This is a genomic window from Pseudonocardia zijingensis (assembly GCF_042657305.1).
GTDB classification, from domain to species: domain Bacteria; phylum Actinomycetota; class Actinomycetes; order Mycobacteriales; family Pseudonocardiaceae; genus Pseudonocardia; species Pseudonocardia zijingensis.
The window spans coordinates 112,962-128,830 of sequence record NZ_JBHSKO010000019.1 but is presented as its reverse complement, the minus strand read 5'-3'; the positions used below and the strand labels follow the sequence as shown (position 1 = coordinate 128,830).

At 73.1% G+C, this 15,869-nt stretch carries 19 protein-coding genes; 12 read left to right on the top strand and 7 right to left on the bottom strand.

Translation table 11 applies throughout. The features are described 5' to 3' along the window. Positions 1 to 3 precede the first annotated feature (3 nt). Positions 4 to 840 carry a helix-turn-helix domain-containing protein gene (locus ACFPL3_RS29575; protein ID WP_343945085.1) on the top strand — a complete coding sequence of 279 codons (837 nt, stop codon included), beginning with the start codon at positions 4 to 6 and terminating at the stop codon, positions 838 to 840. Positions 841 to 844: 4 nt separating this feature from the next. Here ACFPL3_RS29575 and ACFPL3_RS29570 read toward each other — a convergent pair whose 3' ends face one another. Next, the gene (locus tag ACFPL3_RS29570) at positions 845 to 1,084 is read right to left on the bottom strand and encodes a DUF5703 family protein (protein WP_343945084.1); all 240 of its coding nucleotides are present in this window, start codon (positions 1,082 to 1,084) and stop codon (positions 845 to 847) included. A gap of 112 nt (positions 1,085 to 1,196) precedes the next feature. Continuing rightward, on the bottom strand, positions 1,197 to 2,141 hold the full coding sequence (locus ACFPL3_RS29565; RefSeq protein WP_343945083.1) for an aldo/keto reductase: 945 nt from the start codon (positions 2,139 to 2,141) through the stop codon (positions 1,197 to 1,199). A gap of 50 nt (positions 2,142 to 2,191) precedes the next feature. On the opposite strand from ACFPL3_RS29565, the gene ACFPL3_RS29560 reads away from it, so the two are divergent. Beyond that, on the top strand, positions 2,192 to 3,013 hold the full coding sequence (locus tag ACFPL3_RS29560; RefSeq protein WP_343945082.1) for an undecaprenyl-diphosphate phosphatase: 822 nt from the start codon (positions 2,192 to 2,194) through the stop codon (positions 3,011 to 3,013). Between the two features lie 19 nt (positions 3,014 to 3,032). On the opposite strand, the gene ACFPL3_RS29555 is transcribed toward ACFPL3_RS29560, so the two are convergent. After that, positions 3,033 to 3,878: an NAD(P)H-binding protein gene (locus tag ACFPL3_RS29555; protein ID WP_343945081.1), complete on the bottom strand. Its 846-nt coding sequence runs from the start codon at positions 3,876 to 3,878 to the stop codon at positions 3,033 to 3,035. A gap of 91 nt (positions 3,879 to 3,969) precedes the next feature. Here ACFPL3_RS29555 and ACFPL3_RS29550 point away from each other — a divergent pair, with 91 nt between their 5' ends. The 4 genes from ACFPL3_RS29550 to ACFPL3_RS29535 are packed head-to-tail and all read left to right on the top strand — an operon-like array spanning position 3,970 to position 6,498. Continuing rightward, a complete protein-coding gene (locus ACFPL3_RS29550; RefSeq protein ID WP_343945080.1) occupies positions 3,970 to 4,368 on the top strand; it encodes a winged helix-turn-helix transcriptional regulator in 399 nt (132 codons plus the stop codon). Further along, on the top strand, positions 4,365 to 5,072 hold the full coding sequence (locus ACFPL3_RS29545; RefSeq protein ID WP_343945079.1) for a histidine phosphatase family protein: 708 nt from the start codon (positions 4,365 to 4,367) through the stop codon (positions 5,070 to 5,072). Before ACFPL3_RS29550 ends, ACFPL3_RS29545 begins: the two co-directional genes overlap by 4 nt. Before the next feature lie 50 nt (positions 5,073 to 5,122). Then, positions 5,123 to 5,692: a DUF3090 domain-containing protein gene (locus ACFPL3_RS29540; protein ID WP_343945078.1), complete on the top strand. Its 570-nt coding sequence runs from the start codon at positions 5,123 to 5,125 to the stop codon at positions 5,690 to 5,692. An 11-nt stretch (positions 5,693 to 5,703) separates the two neighbouring features. Beyond that, positions 5,704 to 6,498, top strand: coding sequence for an SCO1664 family protein (locus ACFPL3_RS29535; RefSeq protein ID WP_343945077.1), 795 nt, complete (start codon positions 5,704 to 5,706; stop codon positions 6,496 to 6,498). Positions 6,499 to 6,500: 2 nt separating this feature from the next. Here ACFPL3_RS29535 and pdxR read toward each other — a convergent pair whose 3' ends face one another. Beyond that, entirely contained in the window at positions 6,501 to 7,907 is a 1,407-nt protein-coding gene (pdxR, locus tag ACFPL3_RS29530; protein ID WP_343945076.1) for a MocR-like pyridoxine biosynthesis transcription factor PdxR, read from the bottom strand. Between the two features lie 28 nt (positions 7,908 to 7,935). Here pdxR and ACFPL3_RS29525 point away from each other — a divergent pair, with 28 nt between their 5' ends. Next, positions 7,936 to 8,625: a B3/B4 domain-containing protein gene (locus ACFPL3_RS29525; protein WP_343945075.1), complete on the top strand. Its 690-nt coding sequence runs from the start codon at positions 7,936 to 7,938 to the stop codon at positions 8,623 to 8,625. Positions 8,626 to 8,701: 76 nt separating this feature from the next. Further along, a complete protein-coding gene (locus ACFPL3_RS29520) occupies positions 8,702 to 9,568 on the top strand; it encodes an LLM class F420-dependent oxidoreductase (RefSeq protein WP_343945074.1) in 867 nt (288 codons plus the stop codon). A gap of 63 nt (positions 9,569 to 9,631) precedes the next feature. Here ACFPL3_RS29520 and rpsT read toward each other — a convergent pair whose 3' ends face one another. Both rpsT and ACFPL3_RS29510 read right to left on the bottom strand, forming a co-directional pair. Next, the gene (rpsT, locus tag ACFPL3_RS29515) at positions 9,632 to 9,892 is read right to left on the bottom strand and encodes a 30S ribosomal protein S20 (RefSeq protein ID WP_343945073.1); all 261 of its coding nucleotides are present in this window, start codon (positions 9,890 to 9,892) and stop codon (positions 9,632 to 9,634) included. A gap of 150 nt (positions 9,893 to 10,042) precedes the next feature. Then, complete coding sequence (locus tag ACFPL3_RS29510) at positions 10,043 to 11,761, bottom strand: GGDEF domain-containing protein (protein ID WP_379589764.1); 1,719 nt, start codon at positions 11,759 to 11,761, stop codon at positions 10,043 to 10,045. A gap of 253 nt (positions 11,762 to 12,014) precedes the next feature. On the opposite strand from ACFPL3_RS29510, the gene mscL reads away from it, so the two are divergent. The 3 genes from mscL to ACFPL3_RS29495 all read left to right on the top strand — a co-directional run bounded on the left by mscL (position 12,015) and on the right by ACFPL3_RS29495 (position 15,009). Continuing rightward, on the top strand, positions 12,015 to 12,473 hold the full coding sequence (gene mscL, locus ACFPL3_RS29505) for a large conductance mechanosensitive channel protein MscL (protein WP_343945071.1): 459 nt from the start codon (positions 12,015 to 12,017) through the stop codon (positions 12,471 to 12,473). 65 nt (positions 12,474 to 12,538) lie between these two features. Beyond that, positions 12,539 to 14,377, top strand: coding sequence for a translation elongation factor 4 (gene lepA, locus ACFPL3_RS29500; protein WP_343945070.1), 1,839 nt, complete (start codon positions 12,539 to 12,541; stop codon positions 14,375 to 14,377). Positions 14,378 to 14,439: 62 nt separating this feature from the next. Then, a complete protein-coding gene (locus ACFPL3_RS29495) occupies positions 14,440 to 15,009 on the top strand; it encodes a Uma2 family endonuclease (protein ID WP_343945069.1) in 570 nt (189 codons plus the stop codon). Positions 15,010 to 15,015: 6 nt separating this feature from the next. Here the strand turns inward: ACFPL3_RS29495 and ACFPL3_RS29490 are convergent, their stop codons facing one another. Further along, complete coding sequence (locus tag ACFPL3_RS29490; RefSeq protein ID WP_343945068.1) at positions 15,016 to 15,390, bottom strand: hypothetical protein; 375 nt, start codon at positions 15,388 to 15,390, stop codon at positions 15,016 to 15,018. 69 nt (positions 15,391 to 15,459) lie between these two features. Between ACFPL3_RS29490 and ACFPL3_RS29485 the strand changes: the two genes are divergently transcribed. Continuing rightward, positions 15,460 to 15,840: a hypothetical protein gene (locus ACFPL3_RS29485; RefSeq protein WP_343945067.1), complete on the top strand. Its 381-nt coding sequence runs from the start codon at positions 15,460 to 15,462 to the stop codon at positions 15,838 to 15,840. Positions 15,841 to 15,869 lie beyond the last annotated feature (29 nt).

The following is a 15,869-nucleotide window of genomic DNA, read 5'->3' as shown; positions in this document are numbered from 1 at the left end:
CGTGTGACCAGGTCGAACGCGCTGGGTGAGTACCTGCGGGCGCGCCGCGAGCTGGTGGACCCCGCCGACGTGGGTCTGCACGTGGCGGGAAGGCGGCGGACGCCGGGCCTGCGCCGTGAGGAGGTCGCGACCCTCGCCGGCATCAGCGCCGACTACTACCTGCGGCTCGAACAGGGACGCGACCGCAACCCGTCGCCGCAGGTGCTCGAGGCGCTGGCCCGGGTGTTGCGCCTGGACGCCACGGCCACCCGCTACCTGCTGAGCCTGGCCACCGCGCGACGGCGGACGCAACGGCGACCGCGCCGCGAGGTGGTGCCGGCGGGGATCCGCCAGCTGATCGACGTGATCGGCCTGCCCGCGTTCGTGGAGAACCGGATGTTCGACGTGCTCGCCGCGAACCGGCTCGCCACCGCGTTGTCGCCGCGGATCCGGCCGGGGGAGAACCGCCTGCGCTCGGTGTTGCTCGACGAGGCCGAGCAGGACCTGAACCCCGACTGGGAACAGGCGATCGGCGGCATGGTGGCGGCGTTCCGCACCTCGCTCGGCCCGGAGGTCGACGACGATCCGCGGCTCGCGCAGCTGGTGGGGGAGCTGTCGCTGGGCAGCGAGCTGTTCCGCCAGCTCTGGGCACGCCACGACGTGGTGCCGCTGGTGGGCGGGGTCACGCGCATGCGGCACCCGGAGGTCGGGATGCTCGAGCTGCGCCGGGAGAAGCTCCCGATCGACAACTCGGGTGGCCAGGTCCTCGTGATCTACCACGCGGAGCCGGGCTCGGAGACCGCCCGGTCGCTCGCCCTGCTCGGGTCGCTCGCCGCGGAGCAGGTGTCGCCGGGCGGGTGAAGGATCAGACGGAGAGCTCGGGCAACATTCTCGAACTGCGCCGGCGGCGCAGCACCACCTTCCGCACACCGCCCGGGTAGAGCCGCACCCGGGACAGCTCCCAGCCGCCGAACTCGGCCTGGATCGCCAGCCGTACCGCCGCGGTCATCCGGGACACGTCGCCCGGGAGCTGGACCGGGCGGTACTCCCAGTCCCCGTCGGCAGAATCCCCCTCGACCGCGCCGGTCGGGCCGCTCCGCGCCACCGGCTCACCTCCCTAGCACTTTCCGCCGCCACCTGACGCCACGGTGAACGGCAGGTGGAACGCTTCCACACCATAGGCGCGCCCGGCAGGCCGTGCCACCGTTCACACGCCCTCAGACGGGGTCGCTCACGTCGTCGAGCGCGGTGCGGATCTCGGCGGGGAGTACGAGCGGGTCGGCGGCCATCGAGGCGGTGAGCTGCGCGGCGTCCCGGGCGCCGACGATCGCGGCGCTGACGCCCGGCTGGTCGCGCACCCATGCGAGCGCGACGGAGAGCGGCGACGTGCCGAGCCCGTCGGCCGCGGTGAGCACCGCCTGCACGATCCGGGCGGAGCGCTCGGTGCGGCGCGCCTCGACGTACGGGGCGAGCTCGGGGGAGGCGCCGCGGGAGTCGGCGGGGGTGCCGTCGACGTACTTGCCGGTGAGCACGCCCCTCCCCAGTGGGCCCCACGCGAACAGCCCGACCTTGTGGTGCACGGCCGCGGGCAGTACTTCCGCCTCCGGGTCGCGGCACAGCAGCGAGTACTCGACCTGCGCCGACACCGGCACCGTGGCCCCGCCCAGGGCGCGTCCGCGTTCGGCGAGGGTGGCGAGCTGCCAGCCGGAGGGGCCGACGAGCCCCGCGTACCGGGCCCGGCCGGAGTAGACCGCCACCTGCACCGCCGAGAGCGTCTCCTCGACCGGGACCCGCGGGTCGAACCCGGACAGCTGCCACAGGTCGAGGTGGTCGGTGCCCAGGCGCTCCAACACGGCGTCGAGGCCGTCGAGCAGCGCGCCGCGGGCGGGTCCGTCGCCGAGCGGGCCGCCCGGCACACCGCCACGCCCCGCGATCACGACGTCCTCGCGCCGCACCGAGCGGGCGAGCACCTCGCCCAGCATCTCCTGCGCCGCGCCGTCGCCGTAGCTCCCCGCGGTCTCGACGAGGGTGCCCCCGGCGTCGACGAACGCCGTGAGCTGCTCGGTGGCGTCCTCGACGTCGGTGCCCGTGCCCCAGTTCATGGTGCCGAGCCCGATCTGCGAAACCTCCAGCCCGCTGCCTCCGACCCGTCGCCGCCGCACGGGGGGAAGCCTATGCGGGGCGCGCCGGAGCCCTCGGTACGGTCCCGCGAGTGACGTGGCTGGAAGTGATCGTGCTCGGAGTGGTGCAGGGGCTGACGGAGTTCCTGCCGATCTCCTCGTCCGCGCACCTGCGGATCGTGTCCGAGGTGTTCTTCGGGCGGGACGCAGGTGCTGCGTTCACCGCCGTCACCCAGCTGGGCACGGAGGCGGCCGTGCTCGTCTACTTCGCCCGCGACATCGGGCACCTGTTCCTCACGTGGGTGCGGGGCTTCCGGTTCCCCGCCGTGCGCGCCACGCCGGACTACCGGATCGCCTGGCTCGTGATCATCGGGACGATCCCGATCGGGGTGCTCGGGTTCCTCTTCGAGGACCAGATCCAGACCGCAGCCCGCAACTTGTGGCTCATCGCGACCACGCTCGTGGTGTTCGGCCTGCTGCTGGGGCTCGCCGAGCGGGTGGGCAAGCAGCGCATCGAGCTGCACGAGATGAAGCCCGCCGACGGCATCCTGCTCGGGTTCGCGCAGGCCATGGCACTGATCCCGGGCGTCTCGCGGTCCGGGGGCACGATCACGGCGGGGCTCTTCCTCGGCTTCACCCGCCCGGCAGCGGTGCGCTACTCGTTCCTGCTGGCGATCCCGGCGGTCGTCGCGTCCGGGATCTTCCAGCTCCCGGACGTGTTCGCGGGCGACGGCCCGACAGGCGCGCAGATGCTGGTGGCCACGGTGATCGCGTTCGCGATCGGGTTCGCGTCGATCGCGTGGCTGCTGCGCTACGTCGAGCGGCACAGCGTCTACCTGTTCGTCTGGTACCGGGTGGCGCTGGGGGGCCTGCTGTTCGTCGCGCTGGGCGCGGGGTGGATCGCGGCGACGTAGAACGCCCGCACGAGCGGGGTCAGCGGAAGGCAGCGACGTTGCGTGCGGCCCACTCGGCGAACGTGCGAGGCGCGCGGCCGAGGACCTGCTCGACGTCGGGGCTGATCCGTTGCTCCTCGGGGGTGGGCTCGCCGAGGATGGCGAGGGTGGTCTCGACCACCGGCTCCGGCATGATCTGCAGCATCTGTGCCCGCGCCTCGTCTCGGGTCTGCTCGACGAACCGGATCGGCTCACCGAGCGCGTGCCCGATGGCCTCGGCGCGTCCGCGCGGGGTGCAGAGCGCGGGCCCGGTCAGCTCGTAGACCCGCCCGGCGTGCCGGTCCGCGGTCAGGGCGGCGGCGGCGACCTCGGCGATGTCGGCGGGGTCGACGGTGGGCAGGCCGATGCCGGCGAACGGCGCCGCGACGGTTCGCCGCGTGCGAACCGACTCCGCCCAGGCGAAGGCGTTGGAGTCGAAGCCGCCGGGCCGCAGGATCGTCCAGTCCGTGCCCGACTGCGTGACGGAGTCCTCGAACGACCGGCCCACACCGCCGTGCGAGGACGACTCCGGACGGGTCGCGACGCCCTGGGACGACAGCAGCACGACCCGGTCGACGCCGGCAGCCTTCGCGGTGTCGAGCACGTCCCGGGGGTTCAGCAGGTGGGCGCCGGCCCCGGTGTCGTGCAGGAACAGCGCATCGGCGCCCTCGAGAACCGAGCGCAGCCCGTCCGCGTCGGCCAGGTCCACCCGGCGGTGGCGGACGCCGTCCGGCAGGGCGGGCACCGGATCCCTCCGCGACACCGCTGTCACCCGTGCACCTGCCGTCGCGAGCGCTTCCACGAGCGGTCGTCCGACGTTCCCGGTAGCTCCGGTCACCACAATCATCTTCGCTCTCCTTCCGAGAGGTACTCGGCGGAAGCTACTATCGACAGGACAGTAGGTACCCAGAGGAAAGTATCGACGAGAGCGGGAACATGTGATCGACGGCACAGGAGGCCCCGAGTCGGCCTGCCCGATCGCACCGGTGGTCGACATCGTCTTCAGCCGGTGGACCACCCCCATCCTGTGGGCGCTCCACGAGTACGGGCGGCAGCGGTTCGTGGAGCTGGAGCGTCGCATCGCCACGATCACGCCCAAGGTGCTCACCCAGCGGTTGCGGCAACTGGAGCGTGACGGGCTCGTCCTGCGCACGTACCACGCCGAGGTGCCACCACGGGTCGAGTACGAGATCAGCGACCTCGGCCGCAGCCTGGCGCCGCTGTTCGCGGCGCTGGCCGAGTGGTCCGGCGCCCACCTCGGCGAGGTCGAGCAGGCGCGCCGCGACCACGACGGGCGGCGGGTCGTGCGGGGGCGCACGTACGCTCGGCGCTCGTGACGACGCTCATCCTGCTCCGCCACGGACGCTCGGCGGCCAATGCGTCCGGCGTGCTCGCCGGGCGCGCCGCGGGCGTGGGGCTCGACGACACCGGCCGGGCGCAGGCCGAGAAGCTGGTGGACCGGCTCGCGGGCGTCCCGATCGCGGAGATCGTGTGCTCGCCGATGCTGCGGTGCGAGCAGACCGTGGCGCCGCTGGCGCAGGCCAGGGAGCTCGTGCCGAGCACGGAGCCCGAGCTCGCCGAGGTGGACTACGGCTCGTGGACGGGGCGGGAGCTCAAGACGCTCGTCAAGGAGCCGCTGTGGAAGGTGGTGCAGGCCCACCCCTCGGCGGCCGTCTTCCCCGAGGGGGAGGGCCTCGCCGGCATGCAGGCGCGGGCGGTGGCCGCGGTGCGCAGGCACGGCGCGCGGATCACGGAGGAGCACGGCGCCGGCGCGGTCTGGCTGGCCTGCAGCCACGGCGACGTGATCAAGGCGGTGCTCGCCGACGCGCTCGCGACGCACCTGGACAACTTCCAGCGCATCGTGGTCGACCCGGGCTCCATCAGCGTCGTCCACTACACCGAGACCCGCCCGTTCGTCGCGCGGGTGAACGACCTGGGCGGGGACGTGTCCGGGCTGATCCCGCCCCCGCCGAAGCGCAGGCGGCGCAAGGCTCCCGCACGCAGCTCGGACGCCGTGGTGGGCGGCGACACCGGGGCTTAACCGGCGCAGACGTGCCGTCGGCGCCGGAGCCGACTACTCTCGATGGCGCCATGTCACGCGTCATCCACGTCTTCCGCCAGCCCGAGCGATTCGTCGCGGGCACCGTCGGTGAGCCCGGCGACCGCTCGTTCTACCTCCAGGCGATCCAGGAGGCGCGCACGGTGAGCGTGCTGCTGGAGAAACAGCAGGTGTCCGTGCTCGCCGACCGGATCACCGCGCTCCTGCAGGAGGTGGCCCGCCGCTTCGGCGCCGAGGACCTGCCCGACGAGGAGCCGGGCACCGACCTCGACCCGCTCGCCGTGCCGCTCGAGGAGGAGTTCCGGGTGGGCACGATGGGCCTGGGCTGGGACTCCGAGTCGCGCTCCATCGTGGTGGAGCTGCTCGCGGTCACCGAGGAGGAGGTCGACGAGTCGGTCGTGCTCGACGACACCGAGGAGGGCCCCGACGCGTTGCGCGTGTTCCTGTCGCCGGTGCAGGCGCGGGCGTTCGCCGACCGCGCCGAGCGCGTGGTGTCCGCGGGGCGCCCGCCGTGCCCGCTGTGTGCCGAGCCGCTCGACCCCCAGGGGCACGTCTGCGTGCGGCTCAACGGGTACCACCAACGGTCCCCGGTCGAGGACTGACGCGGGACCCGGTGGACCCCCGAGACCCGGCGGTGCCGGGATTGCTGCGGCACGGCCGAATCGAGATCACCGGCCGCCTGGTCGACGCCTCCAACGCCACCCTCTTCGGCACCATCACCCTCGACGGGGTCACCGCCGAGTGCGTGTACAAGCCGGTGCGCGGCGAGCGCCCGCTGTGGGACTTCCCCGACGGGACGCTCGCCGGCCGGGAGGCGGCCGCCTACCTCGTCTCCGAGGCGGGCGGCTTCCACGTCGTCCCGCCCACGGTGCTGCGCGACGGCCCGTTCGGCCCGGGCATGGTGCAGGTCTGGGTCGACACCGACGAGGAACGCGAACTCGTCGACGTCTGCCGGCCCGCGGACGTGCCGCCGGGCTGGATCGGGGTGCTGCGGGCCCGCGGTGACCACGGCGAGCCCGCGGTGCTCGTGCACGCCGACACGCCCGAGCTGCAGGCGATGGCCGCGTTCGACGTGGTCGCCAACAACGCCGACCGCAAGGGCGGGCACGTCCTCGCGGGCATCGACGGCAACGTCTACGGCGTCGACCACGGCCTGTGCATGCACACCGAGGACAAGCTGCGCACCGTCCTGTGGGGCTGGGTGGGCAAGCCGCTGCCGCGTTTCGTGGTCGAGATGCTCGAGCGGCTGCGGGCCGAGCTGGGCGGTGAGCTCGCCGAGTCGCTGTCGGAGCACATCACGCGCCGCGAGCTGCGCACGCTCGTGCACCGGGTCGAGCACCTGCTCGAGGAATCCTGCTACCCCGAGCCGTCGGGTTACGGGCCTGCAATTCCCTGGCCGGCCTTCTGACGTCAACCGGCACTTCGCGCCATCGCGGCGATGCCGCGCTCGATCCGGTCGGGCGTGACGGATCCGTAGCCCACGACGAGACCGGGCGCCGGGCGGGTCGACCGGGCGTAGGCGGCGAGCGGGATCGCGCGCATCCCCTCGTAGGCGTGGGCCATGGCCTCGAGCGCCGCGGGCGGCACGGGGCGCTGCGGCACGAGCACGGCGTGCAGGCCCGCTGCCACGCCGGTGACCGACCAGCCCGGCAGGTGGCGGGCCACCGCGGCCAGCAGCGCCCGGCGGCGTTCGGCGTAGCGGACGGACATGCGGCGGATGTGGCGGTCGAGCGCGCCGGTCTCGATGAACACCGCGAGCGCGACCTGGTCGAGCACGGGCTCGGCGATGTCGGCCCAGTGCTTGACCTCGGTGAGGGTGGTGGCGAGCCAGGCCGGGGCCACGACCCAGCCGAGCCGCAGGCCGGGGGCGAGGGTCTTGGAGATGCTTCCGCCGTACACGACCCGGTCGGGGGCGAGGCCCTGCAGGGCGCCGACGGGGGAGCGGTCGTAGCGGTACTCGGCGTCGTAGTCGTCCTCGATCACGACGCCGTCGTGCGCCACGGCCCACTCCAGCAGGGCGGCGCGGCGCTCCGGGGCCAGCACGGCGCCGGTGGGGAACTGGTGGGCGGGGGTGACGGACACGGCGCGCAGGTCGGACGCGACGAGCGCGCCGACGTCGACGCCGTGCTCGTCCACCGGGATCGGGTGCGTGGCGAGGCCGCCGATGCGGAAGGTCTCGAGCACGCCGACCGAGCCGGGGTCCTCCACACCGACCGCGGGCACCCCGCTGCGCGCCAGCGCCTCGGCGATCAGCCGGGCCGCCTGCGCGAACCCGCCGGTGACGACGATCCGGTCGAGCGGCGCGACGACCGCGCGCGTGCGTCCCAGGTACGCGGCGAGGGCGCGGCGCAGCCGGGGGTGGCCGCGCGGGTCGCCGTAGCCCAGCTCCGCGTCGGGCAGGGAGTGCATGGCCGTCTCGAGGGCCCGCAGCCACTCGGTGCGGGGGAACGCGCCCAGCGCCGGCACGCCCGGGTTGCCGGGTTCGAACGGCCGCACCGGGGGTGGGGTGCCGCTCTCCGTCGTGTGGACGTCGCTGACGACCGTGCCCCGCCCGGTGTGGGCGCGCAGGTAGCCCTCGGCCACGAGCTGCTCGTAGGCCCGCACCACCACGCCGCGGGAGACCGCGAGGTCGGAAGCGAGGCTGCGGGACGCGGGCAGTCGCGTGCCGGAGGGGAGCCTGCCGGCGCGCACGGCGTGGCGAAGCGCGTCGGCGAGCCCGTCGGTGAGGGCGCGGGGGCCGCGCGCCGTGAGGTCGCCGAGCTCGATGCGCAGCCCCGGATTGGTCCCGTTGATCACGGGCTCGGTGGACTCGGTCACGGGACCAGTCTGGCCTAGCGTGATCCGCGTGTTCTCCTACGACCACGCCGTGCTCGACCGGTACCCGGGCATCCGGGCCGGGATCGTCCGCGCCTCCGGCCTGACCAACGGCCCGACGCCCGCCGCGCTGCTGGAGCGCTACCGCACCACGCAGAAGGAGGTCTGCGACCGCCTCGCCACCACGCCACCGGCCGAGTTCCCCTCGATCGCGGCCTGGCGGCGGGCGTTCGCCGCGTTCGGGGCCAAGCCCACGCAGTACCGCAGCGCCGCGGAGGCGCTGCTGCGGCGCCTGGCCAAACAGGGCGACATCCCGTCGATCAACGCGCTCGTCGACCTCGGCAACCTCGTGTCGATCCGGTACGCCCTGCCGGTGGCGGTGGTGGACCTCGCCGGTATCGACGGGGACATCACCGTGCGGTTCGCCACCGGGTCCGAACGGTTCACCGACCTCGGATCCGACGAGCCGGTCGCCCCGGAGCCGGGCGAGGTGGTGTTCGTCGACCGCTCCGGGGTGGCGTGCGCCCGGCGCTGGTGCTGGCGCCAGAGCGCGCAGAGTGCCACCCGGGAGACCACGACGGACGCGCTCGTCGTGGTGGAGGGGCTGCACGAGGGCGCGGAGCGCGACGTCGCCGCGGCGCGGGCGGAGATCGTGGCGCTCCTGGCCGAGTTCCAGCCCGCCGCCGCCGTCTCCGTCCTGGGATCGGCAGGGCCACCATGACCACCCGTCCGGGCGCGCCGGGAGGGCTAGCGTCGGTGGTGACCGCTGATCGGGACGCAGGCACGGAGGAGCACCAGTGGACATCGGTCTGCACATCGCCGACTTCACCTACCCGTCGGGCCCCGCGCGCCTCGCCGAGGACCTGACCCGCATCGCCACCACCGCCGAGGAGGCCGGGTTCGCGCGCGTGAGCGTGATGGACCACGTGTGGCAGATCCCCGTGCTCGGCCCGCCCGAGCACGAGATGCTCGAGGCCTACACGACGCTGGGGTACCTGGCCGCGCGCACGTCGCGCGTGGAGCTGCTCGCGTGGGTCACGGCGGTGAGCTACCGGGAGCCCGGGATGCTCGCCAAGCTCGTGAGCACGCTCGACGTGCTGTCGGGCGGGCGCGCGATGCTCGGGATCGGGGCCGCGTGGAACGGGGACGAGGCCGCTGGGCTGGGGCTGCCGTTCCCGCCTACGGCGGAGCGGTTCGAGCGGCTCGAGGAGACGCTGCAGATCGTGCAGCAGATGTGGAGCGAGAGCGAGGAACCCTACGTCGGCAAGCACTACCGGCTCGAGCGCACGCTCAACCGGCCCCAGCCGCTGCGCCGCCCGCCCATCCTGATCGGGGGCGGCGGTGAGAAGAAGACGCTGCGGCTGGTGGCGCAGTACGCGCAGGCGTGCAACCTGTTCGCCGGACCGGACCTCGAGCGCAAGCTCGACGTCCTGCGCGGGCACTGCGAGGCCGTCGGCCGGCCCTACGACGAGATCGAGAAGACCGTGATGCTGCCGCTCGACGTCGGTGAGCGGGGCGAGAAGGTCGACGCGCTGCGCGCGGAGCTGGAGCGGCTCGCCCCGCTCGGGGTGCAGGAGGTGCACGGCTGGGTGCCGCGGGTGTGGGAGCTGACGCCGCTGGAGATCATCGGCCGGGAGCTCGTGCCCGCGGCCGCCGAGCTCTGACCGCGCCTCGCGCACGCGAAAGCGCCGATCCGCGGGATGCGGATCGGCGCTTTCGCGGGTCTGTCAGAGCGCGTCGACGCGCTTGGCCATCGCCGACTTGCGGTTGGCGGCCTGGTTCTTGTGGATGACGCCCTTGCTGGCAGCCTTGTCCAGGGCACGGGCGGCCGCACGCTGCAGCTGGGTGGCCGTCTCGGTGTCGCCGGCCTCCGCGGCCTCGCGGAACTGCCGCACGGCGGTGCGGACGGCGGACTTGACCGACTTGTTGCGCAGGCGGCGCTTCTCGTTGGTCTTGACCCGCTTGATCTGGGACTTGATGTTGGCCACGCGAATGCCTCGAGTTCTTCCTGCCGGTGGACTGCTCGCTCTCCGCACCGGCGGCGTGGATCGTTCGTCACGCCGGGCGCTCGACGGTCCATGGTACAGCTCGCCGGATCCCTGGATGACATCGGCCCGGTCCGGGGCGGTGCGGGCGGGCTAGAGACCCGCGATCGGCACCGCCGCGCCGCTGACCACCGCGTTGCCGCCCGCGTGTTTGGCGCGGTACATCGCGGCGTCGGCCGCGGCCAGCGCGGCCGCGGGCTCGCCGTCGACGGGTGCGCGCACCACCCCGATCGACGTCGTGACGCCTGCCGCGAGCTCGGGCGGCAGTGCCGCCACGGCGTCGGCGGCCCGCTGCAGCGCCGCGCGCGCCACCGGCAGCGGCGTGGAGGGCATGACCACCACGAACTCGTCGCCGCCGTAGCGGGCCACGAGGTCCTGCGCGCGCAGGGTGGTGCGCAGGCAGCAGGCGATCTCGCGCAGCACCGCGTCGCCCACGGCGTGCGAGTGGGCGTCGTTGACGTCCTTGAAGCCGTCGAGGTCGATCAGGGCCACGGCGTAGGGGTGGCCGGCCGGGGTGGAGCTGACCTCGGCCAGCCGCATGTCGAGTGCGCGGCGGTTCGGCAGCCCGGTGAGCGGGTCCTGCAGCGCCTGCGCGGCGACGGCGCCGTGCTCGCGCGCGAGCCGGTGGTGCTCGGAGTGGCTGCGCAGCGCGGTGTGCCGCGCCTCCCGCAGCGCCCACAGCTCGCTCTCGAGCGCGGCCGCGTAGAGCTCCAGCGCCTCTGACGGTGTGCCGCCGCGCGCGATGTGCTCCACCCGCGCGACCTCCCGGTGCAGCGCGAGCGTGAGCACGGTCTCGGAGATCGCGCCACCGCGCAGTTCGGCCTGCAGCGGGGCGAGCGCGCAGGCGGCGTCGCGCGGCCGGTTCACGGTGAGCAGGCACCGCGCGGTGGCGATGGCGAGCAGCACCCGGTCCTCGGTGAAGTGCGCCAGCGGGTGCAGCCGCACCAGCATGTCCAGGTGCTCGGGGCCGGGCCGGCGCAGGGCGTACGCAGCGCCGATCACCGAGCACTCCTCGGTGGCGGGCCGCCCGGTGCGCATGGCGGTGACCCAGAGGCCCGCCGCGGTGTGGGCGGTCTGCGCGGCGGCGAGGAACCGGGTGGCCGCGGCGCCGTCGCGGCCACCGCGTTCGAGGCGCAACGCCCACGACAGCTGCAGCCGCACCCGGTTGAGCTGGTGCACCAGCCGGTCCATGATCGAACCGGTCTGTTCCGAGACGGCCACGGCACGTTGCGACACCTCGTCGGCCAACTCGTGCGAACCCAGTTTGATCAGCACGAGCACCAGCCCGTTGAGGCTGTGGGGCAAGTGGCGCGACCAGCGGTCCGGGTCCTCGCCCGGATCCGAACCGGGCGCCGTCAGGTCCGTCAGGATCGCGAAGGCGGACGCGGCGTCGCTGAGCGCGTTCTCCGCGTGGCCGAACACGGCGGTGCGCAACGCGCGCAGCGTGGCGGCCTCGCCGAGGCGGCGCGGGTCGGCGTCGAGCTCGGCGAGCTCGATGAACTCCTGCAGCAGGGCCTCGACGTCGTCGGCGTCGGACTCGTCCTCGCCGAGGAGCCGGATCATGAGGCTCATCCGCAGCAGCTCGGAGACCAGCGTGGACGGGCCCCGGCCGCGCGCCTGCGCCAGCATCGCGTCCAGCCCGCGGCGGGCGGCGGCCTTGCCCGCCCGGTCGGCACGCTGCTCGAAGCGCATCTTGGTGAGCGCCCGGGTGACGATCTGCTCCTCGGTGAGGTGCGGGGCGTCCTGCGCGCACCTGCACTCCGGCGCCCCGCGCAGGAGGGCGCACTCGGCGGCTGTGCGCGTCGATGTCACCGCTCGCTCCCCGCAACCTCTGGTGCCCGGAATCGTGGCATGGCGGAAGGCTCCGGGGAGCGTTGACGACGATCTCGGCCCCAAGATCCAACGGATGGTTGCCTCGCGATCACCCGCTGTGCCCGAATTCCGTCGGCCGGCCGTGCGCGCTGCACCGATAGGCGGGTATTTCCCGCCGGCGCGTGCGTGCGGTCGGTGTTCACCCGATCATCGGCCGCGATGCGGGCGACGGCGCCCGCACCGGGAGGCGGCGATGCGAGGACTGTGGGACGAGTTCAAGGCGTTCGCGCTCGGCGGCAACATGCTGGACCTGGCGCTCGGCTTCATCATCGGCACGGCGTTCGCGGGGCTGGTCGACAGCCTCGCGGGTGACGTCATCATGCAGTTCGTGGCGGCGATCTTCGGGCAGCCCGACTTCTCGGACCTCGCCTTCACCCTCAACGGCTCCCAGATCCGCTACGGGGCCTTCCTGACCGTCGTCATCAACTTCCTGTTGCTGGCGGCGGTGCTGTTCGCGATGGTCAAGCTGCTCAAGCGGCTCGGTCTGGGCAACTTCAAGGCGCAGGGCAGCCGGGAGTGCCCGCGCTGCAAGGAGTTCGTGGCGATCGACGCCACGAAGTGCAAGTACTGCACGGCCGACATCGACCCGGTGGTCGCCGACGACGAGGACGAGGCCCCGCAGGTGGCCACGGAGCAGCGCGTGGCCGAGTAACCCGTTCGGACTGCTCGGGGGTGCGGCGTGGGACGATGGGAGGACCCCGTAGGAAAAGGAACAGAGTGAGCTTCGCCGATCAGACGTTCACGCCGCCGGAGCTGATCCGGAACTTCTGCATCATCGCCCACATCGACCACGGCAAGTCGACCCTGGCCGACCGGATGCTGCAGCTCACCGGCGTGGTCGAGGACCGCATGATGCGCGCCCAGTACCTCGACCGGATGGACATCGAGCGCGAGCGCGGCATCACGATCAAGGCGCAGAACGTGCGCCTGCCGTGGCGCGTCGACGGGCAGGACCACGTCCTGCACCTGATCGACACCCCGGGCCACGTCGACTTCACCTACGAGGTCTCGCGCGCCCTCGAGGCGTGCGAGGGCGCGATCCTGCTCGTCGACGCCGCGCAGGGCATCGAGGCGCAGACGCTCGCCAACCTCTACCTGGCGCTGGACAAGGACCTCACGATCATCCCGGTCCTCAACAAGATCGACCTGCCGGCCGCCGACCCCGACCGCTACGCCGCCGAGATCGCCCACATCGTGGGCTGCGATCCGTGGGACGTCCTGCGGGTGAGCGCGAAGACCGGCGAGGGTGTGGCCGAGCTGCTCGACCAGGTCGTCGACGTGGTGCCGCCGCCGCAGGGCGACGCGGACGCGCCCGCCCGGGCGATGATCTTCGACTCGGTCTACGACACGTACCGCGGCGTCGTCACCTACATCCGCGTGGTCGACGGGAAGATCACCCCACGCGAGCGGATCAAGATGATGTCCACCGGCGCCACCCACGAGCTGCTCGAGGTGGGCATCGTGTCGCCGGAGCCCAAGGCGTCGGCGGGCCTGGGCGTCGGCGAGGTGGGCTACCTCATCACCGGCGTGAAGGACGTGCGGCAGTCGAAGGTCGGCGACACCGTCACCAGCCAGCGCCACGGCGCCACCGAGCCGCTCACCGGCTACCGGGAGCCGCGGCCGATGGTCTACTCCGGGCTCTACCCGGTGGACGGCTCCGACTACCCGGAGCTGCGCGAGGCGCTGGACAAGCTGCAGCTCAACGACGCCGCGCTCACCTACGAGCCGGAGACGTCGGCGGCGCTCGGGTTCGGGTTCCGCTGCGGCTTCCTCGGCCTGCTGCACCTGGAGATCACCCGCGACCGGCTGGAGCGCGAGGCCGGGCTCGACCTCATCTCCACCGCCCCCAACGTCGTCTACCGGGTGGAGCTCGACGACGGCACCGAGCTCACCGTCACCAACCCGTCCGACTGGCCATCGGGCAAGGTCGCGCGCGTGCACGAGCCGGTCGTGAAGGTCACGATCCTGGCGCCGTCGGAGTTCATCGGCGCGATCATGGAGCTGTGCCAGAGCCGCCGCGGGCAGCTCGGCGGCATGGACTACCTGTCGGAGAGCCGGGTCGAGCTGCGCTACACGATGCCGCTCGCGGAGATCATCTTCGACTTCTTCGACGCGCTGAAGTCCCGCACGCGCGGTTACGCCTCACTGGACTACGAGGAGGCGGGCGAGCAGGAGGCCGACCTGGTGAAGGTGGACATCCTGTTGCAGGGCGAGCCGGTCGACGCGTTCTCGGCCATCCGGCACAAGGACCAGGCCTACTCCTACGGCACCTCGATGGCCTCCAAGCTGCGCGAACTGATCCCGCGCCAGCAGTTCGAGGTGCCGATCCAGGCGGCGATCGGGTCGCGCATCATCGCGCGCGAGAACATCCGCGCCATCCGCAAGGACGTCCTCGCGAAGTGCTACGGCGGTGACATCACCCGCAAGCGCAAGCTGCTGGAGAAGCAGAAGGAGGGCAAGAAGCGCATGAAGACCATCGGGCGGGTCGAGGTTCCGCAGGAGGCCTTCGTCGCGGCCCTTTCCACCGAATCCACCGCCGACAAGGCGAAGAAGTAGGGAACCCGCGCGTCCCCGGTTCCGTCTGTGCAGGGCGACGGAAGGAGGGGACCATGGGAGTCATGACCACCGGTCGCACGTCCATCCCGACAGGTCGCCCGTTCACGGTTGCCGACCTGGAGGCGATGCCGGATGACGGCAACCGGTACGAGCTCATCGACGGGATGCTCATCGTGATCCCGGCGCCGGGCTGGAGCCACCAGGAGATGGCACTCTCGCTCGCCGTCGAGCTGCGGGGGGCGTGTCCGCGGGAGCTACGCGTCCTCGTGGCGCCGTTCGCCGTGCAGACGGCGTTCGACAGCGAGGTGCAGCCGGACGTGATCGTCGCCCGCTACACCGACCTCACGGCGCGCAACCTCCCCGCCGCCCCGGTGCTGGCGGTCGAGGTGCTGTCCCACAGCACCGCCCTGCACGACCGCAACACCAAGAAGGCGCACTACCAGCGGATCGGGGTGGCGTCCTACTGGCTGCTCGACCCCGCCGAGCCCGGCGCGCTCACGGCGTTCGAGCTCGACGGCGCCGGGGCGTACCGGGAGGTCGGGCACGTCGTGGGCGACGAGGAGTTCCGCGCGGAGCGCCCCTTCCCGGTCACGATCGTCCCCGCCCGCCTGCTGGACGGCCTGCGCCCCTGAGGCGTGTCAGGCGGGGGTGGTCGTCAGCTCGATCACCGCGCCGTCGGGACCGAGCTCGAGCACGCGGACCGCGAGCGAGCCCTGCTCCGAGCCGAACCGGACGGTGCCGGAGCGGCCGACCACGCCCAGTCCGTTGCCGCTGGGCCGGTGCACCCAGAACGCCACCGCGTAGGGCCCGATCGACGAGACCGACAGCCCGGTGGACCCGGCTCGCCCGTCCAGGGGGATCTCCACCGGGCCGGTCACCCGCAGGGTGCAGTTCCCGTCGCGGCACGCGCCGACGTCGCTGCCCGGCGGCTGGGCCAGCGCGGTGGCGGGCGGACCCAGCACGCCCAGCGCGAGCGCGGTGAGCAGGGCGGTTGCGGCGGTCGAGCGGCGCACGCCTCGACGCTAGATCAGCTCCGGCGCGGCGGCTGCCCGGATGACCCGGTCGGGGGGCACGATGGGGGGATGAGCGCCGCCCCGTTGCCCCATGCCACCGCGATCACCGGGGCCGTGCTGCTCGGCGTGCTGGTGATCGGCATCGCCGCGGGCCGGGCGAAGACCAGGTGGACGCTCCTCGCCACGGGCCTCGTCGTGATCGCGGCCGCCGGTGTGGTGCTCACCGCCGTCGGGGGCGGCCCGGCGAACGACGACCCCGGTGCCGAGCTCGCCGCCCTCTACACGATCACCCTGCCGTTCGCGATCGCCTACGTCGTGGGCTGGCTGGTGGTCCACGGCGGCTGGATCCGCCGCTTCGTGGTGGTCGCCGTCGGTGCGCTGCTGATCGTGGCGTTCCCGTACGCCGCGGCGGGGCAGGCCACCGCCGCCGCGTTCCTGCCCGGCGGCTGATCGGCGGCTCACAACTGCGGTGCCCGCAC